The sequence below is a fragment of the Pyxidicoccus fallax genome (assembly GCF_012933655.1).
GTDB lineage: Bacteria > Myxococcota > Myxococcia > Myxococcales > Myxococcaceae > Myxococcus > Myxococcus fallax.
In genome coordinates, this window is the sequence record NZ_JABBJJ010000550.1 from 1 (window position 1) to 5,145 (window position 5,145).

Below are 5,145 nucleotides of genomic sequence, written 5' to 3' on the forward strand. Positions count from 1 at the left end.
GGCGGGCAGCTCGCTGAAGTCGTACGACGGAGCCGCGGCCGGGGGCGGCGGCAGGGCGAACGGGTCCGTCTCCATCGGCGCGGCGGACTGCGCGTAGGCGTCCGGCGGCGGCAGGGCGAACGGGTCCGCCTCGGGCACCATGTCCGCGGGCGGCGGGGGCAGGGCGAACGGGTCCTCCTCCGGCATGGGCGGCTGCGCGAACGCGTCCTGCGGCGGGGGCAGGGCGAACGGGTCCTCCTCGACCGGCGCGGCGGCGGCCGGGGGCGGCTCCATGTCGAAGGCGAACGCGTCCTCGGCGGGCGCGGCCTGCGCGGGGACGGGCAGCGCGTCATCGGAGAAGTCGAAGTCGCGCGCGGTGCCGCGCACCTCGTCGGTCGTGCCGTAGTCGGTCGTGCCGTAGGCCGGCGCCGCCTCGACGGGCGGCGGCAGGGACTCCTCGGAGAAGTCGAAGTCGCGCGCGGTGCCGCGCACCTCGTCGGTCGTGCCGTAGGTCGGCGCGGCGGGAGGCGGCTCGCGGAACGCGTCGCTGGGCATCGGGATGCGGACGACGCGCGTCACGTCCCGGTTCTCGGGCTCGGCGGCGTCATCCTGCCCGCCGAAGGAGGCCGCGCCGGGCAGGGGAATGGCCCCCGCCGTGGGCACCGAGGCGTCATCGAAGGCGAACGCGTCCGCCTCGGGCGCGGCGCCCGGCAGTGGGATGGCCTGCGAGGACGGCGCGGCGCCCGGCAGCGGGATGGCGTCGGGTCCGGAACCGAGCGCAATGGCGCCACCCTGGGGCGCGGCGCCCGGCAGCGGGATGGCCGTGGACCGCGGGGCGGCCATGCCCGGCAGCGGAATGGCCTGCGAGGACGGCGCGGCCATGCCCGGCAGGGGGATGGCGTTCGCCGTTGGCGCGGAGGACGCGTCGTCGAAGGCGAACGGGTCCGCCTCCGGCGCGGCGCCCGGCAGCGGAATGGCCGCGGACTGTGGCGCGGCGGCGCCCGGCAGCGGAATGGCCGCGGACTGCGGCGCGGCGGCCCCGGGCAGGGGAATGGCGGCGGCGGCGTGGGGCGCGGCGGTGCCCGGCAGCGGAATGGCGGGGGCCTGCGGCTCGGGAGCGGCGGGCGCGGGCGCGCTCACGCCCTCGAGCTTGATGGGGAAGGTGGTCTGGCACCGGGCGCACTTGAGCTTCGCGCCGCCAGGCGGGATCCGCTTGTCATCGATGTTGTAGTTCGTCTGGCAAGACGGGCAGGAGACTTTCATGGGTTTCCTTCGACGGGTCCGACTGGCGCGAATGCTCGCGAGCAGGCTGCGGAGCGCCTTCGCGGTGCGCGCAGGGTAGCAGAGCCGTTTCCAGCCCGGAAAGAACGCGCACGTCGGCCACGCAACGGTCCCTTCCTTGCCTTCCCAGACGGGCAGGCGAGGGCTCTGTCCGCCCGAAGGAGGGCGTCATGCGTTCGTTTTCCCCCCGGGGGACGGGAGGTGGTAGACCCCTGCCGGCATGGAACCCATCGTCATCCTTGGCGCGGGACTCGCGGGCCTGTCCACCGCCCACTTCCTCCAGAGGCCCTGGCGCCTCATCGAGAAGTCCGACCGGGTCGGCGGCCTCATCAAGACCGAGGTCATCGATGGGTGTTATTTCGACCCCACCGGCCACTGGCTCCACCTGAGGGACCCGGAAATCCAGGCCCTGGTGAACGACACCTGGCTGCCGGGGCAGATGGTCCGCATCCAGCGCAAGGCGGGCATCTTCTCGCGCGGGGTGTTCACCCGCTTCCCGTACCAGGTCAACACGCACGGCCTGCCGCCGGAGGTGGTGTCGGAGAACCTCGTCGGCTACGTGGAGGCCATCTACGGCGAGAAGGGCCGGGCGCTGCGTGAGCGGGAGCCGACCAACTTCGAGGAGTTCATCCTCCGCTACATGGGGGAGGGCTTCGCGAAGAACTTCATGGTGCCCTACAACCAGAAGCTCTGGACGGTGCACCCGCGCGAGATGTCCGCCGCCTGGGTGGGGCGCTTCGTGCCGCGGCCGAACCTCAAGGAGGTGGTGGACGGCGCGCTGGGCGCCGGCAGTGACGCGGTGGGCTACAACGCGTCCTTCCTCTACCCGCGCGAGGGCGGCATCGAGAGCCTCGCGCGCGCCATGCTGCGCCACCTCCAGGGCGGCGAGTTGAGCGTCAACACCGAGCCCACCTCCATCGACTGGAAGGCCCGCCGCGTCACCCTGTCGGACGGCCGCGTGCTGCCGTACTCGGGGCTGGTGTCCAGCATCTCGCTGCCGGGGCTGGTGCAGCTCCTGGCGAAGGGCCCCTCGGGCGTGCCCGACGCCGTCATGGCCGCGGCGAAGCGGCTGCGCGCCACCACCGTCACCTACGTGGCCGTGGCCGCGCGGGGGGCCAACCGCCAGCCCTGGCATTGGATCTACCTGCCGGAGCCGGAGTTCCACACGTACCGCATCGGCTCGCCCTCGGCGGTGTACGCGCCGCTGGCGCCGCCGGACACCGCCACCTTCTACGTGGAGTACAGCCACCACGGCGAGCTGGCCCCCGCCACCGCGGAGAAGTACGCGGTGGAGGACCTGGTGCGCTCGCAGATGATTCACTCGGCGGACGACGTGCTCTTCGCGCACGCGCGGGAGATTCCGCACGCGTACGTGCTCTACGACGAGGCGTACGGGCCGGCCAAGGCGGAAGTCCTCCGCTTCCTGGAGCACGCGGGCATCCTCATCGCCGGGCGCTACGGGCAGTGGGAGTACTCGTCCATGGAGGACGCCATCCTCGCGGGCCGGGCCTGCGCGCGGACGCTGAACGGTTGACGGCCCGGCTGCCTCCCCATATCTGAGGGACCCAATCCCATGGCCCCGCACCTCTCCGTCGTCATCCCTGTCTACAACGAGGAGTCCATCATCGCCTCGGCGGCGGAGGAGCTGCGCCAGGGGCTGGATGCGCGGGGGATCGACTACGAAATCATCTTCGCGGAGAACGGCTCGCGCGACGCCACGCCGCGCATCCTGGAAGACCTCTGCGCGAAGAACCCGCGCCTGCGCTGGTTCCACTCGGAGCGGCCCAACTACGGCTCGGCGCTGAAGGCCGGCATCGCCATGGCGCGCGGCACCTACGTCGTCTGCGACGAAATCGACCTGTGCGACCTCACCTTCTACGACGCGGCGCTGCCGCGGCTGGAGCGGGGCGAGGCCGACATGGTGGTGGGCTCCAAGGCGGCCAAGGGCGCCAGCGACCAGCGCCCGCTGGTGCGCCGGGCCGCCACGCGCGTGCACAACGGCCTGTTGAAGGTGGCGCTGGGCTTCCAGGGCACGGACACGCACGGGCTGAAGGCCTTCCGCCGCGAGGCGCTCGTGCCCGTCATCCAGAAGTGCGTGGTGGACATGGACGTGTTCGCCAGCGAGTTCGTCATCCGCGCCTGGCGCGAGGGGCTGAAGGTGGTGGAAATCCCCATCCAGCTCCACGAGAAGCGCCAGCCGTCCATCCACCTCTTCAAGCGCGTGCCCAACGTGCTGAAGAACGTGGGCAAGCTCTTCTACGTCATCCGCATCGCGGGCAAGTGAGCCCGGGCGCCCCGGGCTCGAAGGAGGGCGGCACCGTGAGGCTGGCGTCCATCTCCGTCGACCTCGACTCGCTGCCGCACTACTGCCGCATCCACGGGCTGCCGGAGTCGCTGCTGGACGCGCGGGCCCGCACGCTCGTGCACGCGGTGGCGGTGCCCCGCTTCCGCGAGCTGCTGGACGCGCTGGGCGTGCCGGGCACCTTCTTCGCCATCGGCGAGGACCTGGAGGCGGACCCGGGCGCCGCGGCGGGCATGCGCGCGTCCCACGAGGCCGGCATCGAGGTGGCCAGCCACAGCCACGCGCACGACTACGCGCTCACGCGCCGGGGGCTCGCCGCCATCCGTGAGGACCTGGCCCGGGCGGACGCAGCCATCCTCGCGGCCACGGGCGCGCGGCCGGTGGGCTTCCGCGCCCCGGGCTACACGCTGAACGCGGACCTCTACGCGGCCACGGCGGAGCTGGGCTACCGGTACGGCTCGTCCGCGTTCCCCGCCGCGCCGTACTACGCGGCCAAGGCGGCGGTGATGGGGGCGCTGGCGCTCCTGGGCCGGCCGTCGCGCTCGGTGCTGGACACGCCGCGGGTGCTGCTGGCGCCCCGGGTGCCCTACCGGCCCGACCCGGCCCGGCCCTACCAGCGGGGCACCGGCCCGGTGCTGGAGCTGCCCATGGCGGTGACGCCGGCCGTGCGCTTCCCCTTCATCGGCACCTTCGCCACCACGCTGCCGCTGCCCACCCTGCGCGGGGCCTGGCGCGCGTGCCGCAAGGACGCCTTCTTCAACTTCGAGCTCCACGGGGTGGACGTGCTGGACGCGTCCGACGGCATTCCCCCGGAGTTGGTCCGCCAGCAGCGGGATTTGCGCGTGAGCGCCTCCCGGAAGATGGAGCGGCTGCGCGAGGTGTTCGGCTGGCTCAAGGCGGAGTGTGACGTCGTCACGCTGCGCGACGCGGCCAGCAGGCTCTCCGCCACGCTCTAGCTAGGGAGCGCCGAGCACCTCCACCACCGCGTCGAGCACGCGCCGGTCCGTCATCATCCACGGGTGCAGCAGCACCGGGAAGGTGCGCTCCGAGGCGCCGCGCAGCCGCGAGCTGGAGGCGGGGAAGATGGTCAAATCCCACGGCGACCAGAAGCTGTGGACCTCCACCTCGTCCCAGGGGCGCGGGTCGCTCTGCAGGTAGCGCACGAGCCGGCTGTCGGGGCGCATCTGCCGCACCCCCTTGCCCCGGCGCAGCCACGCCATGACGGTGCCCCCATGCGGCCCGGAGATGGAGATGAAGCGCCGCACCTCCCGCCGCCCGTCGTGCATCCGCAGCCAGTAGCGGGTGACGAGCGCCCCCATGCTGAAGCCCACCACGTCCACCCGGGGGGCGCCGGTGCGCGCGCGGAGCGCCTCGGCCTCCCGCGCCACCTGCCGGGCCAGGGCGGGCACCCCTTCCGTTCCGTCACTGGGCACCAGCGAGAGGGCATGGACGTGGGTCCACCCCTCGCGCTCCAGCCGCGCGCGCATGACGTCGAAGGCGCTGGCATCATCGTCGATGCCGTGCACGAGCAGCACCGGGGGCCGCTGTCCGGCGGGGGAGGGGAGCGGCGCTCGGGCCGGGAC

At 73.1% G+C, this 5,145-nt stretch carries 5 protein-coding genes; 3 read left to right on the forward strand and 2 right to left on the reverse strand.

The genetic code is table 11. The features are described 5' to 3' along the window. Positions 1-1,242: zinc-ribbon domain-containing protein (locus HG543_RS51270; protein WP_211194751.1), on the reverse strand; the 1,242-nt coding region annotated here is incomplete at its 3' end. Positions 1,243-1,480: 238 nt separating this feature from the next. Between HG543_RS51270 and HG543_RS51275 the strand changes: the two genes are divergently transcribed. The 3 genes from HG543_RS51275 to HG543_RS51285 are packed head-to-tail and all read left to right on the forward strand — an operon-like array spanning position 1,481 to position 4,518. Continuing rightward, on the forward strand, positions 1,481-2,794 hold the full coding sequence (locus tag HG543_RS51275) for a protoporphyrinogen/coproporphyrinogen oxidase (RefSeq protein ID WP_169352294.1): 1,314 nt from the start codon (positions 1,481-1,483) through the stop codon (positions 2,792-2,794). Between the two features lie 39 nt (positions 2,795-2,833). Further along, entirely contained in the window at positions 2,834-3,544 is a 711-nt protein-coding gene (locus HG543_RS51280) for a glycosyltransferase family 2 protein (RefSeq protein ID WP_169352295.1), read from the forward strand. 35 nt (positions 3,545-3,579) lie between these two features. Further along, complete coding sequence (locus tag HG543_RS51285) at positions 3,580-4,518, forward strand: polysaccharide deacetylase family protein (RefSeq protein WP_169352296.1); 939 nt, start codon at positions 3,580-3,582, stop codon at positions 4,516-4,518. On the opposite strand, the gene HG543_RS51290 is transcribed toward HG543_RS51285, so the two are convergent. Continuing rightward, positions 4,519-5,145 (reverse strand): esterase/lipase family protein (locus tag HG543_RS51290; RefSeq protein WP_169352297.1); only part of this gene is annotated, 627 nt, incomplete at its 5' end. It lies immediately after the preceding gene.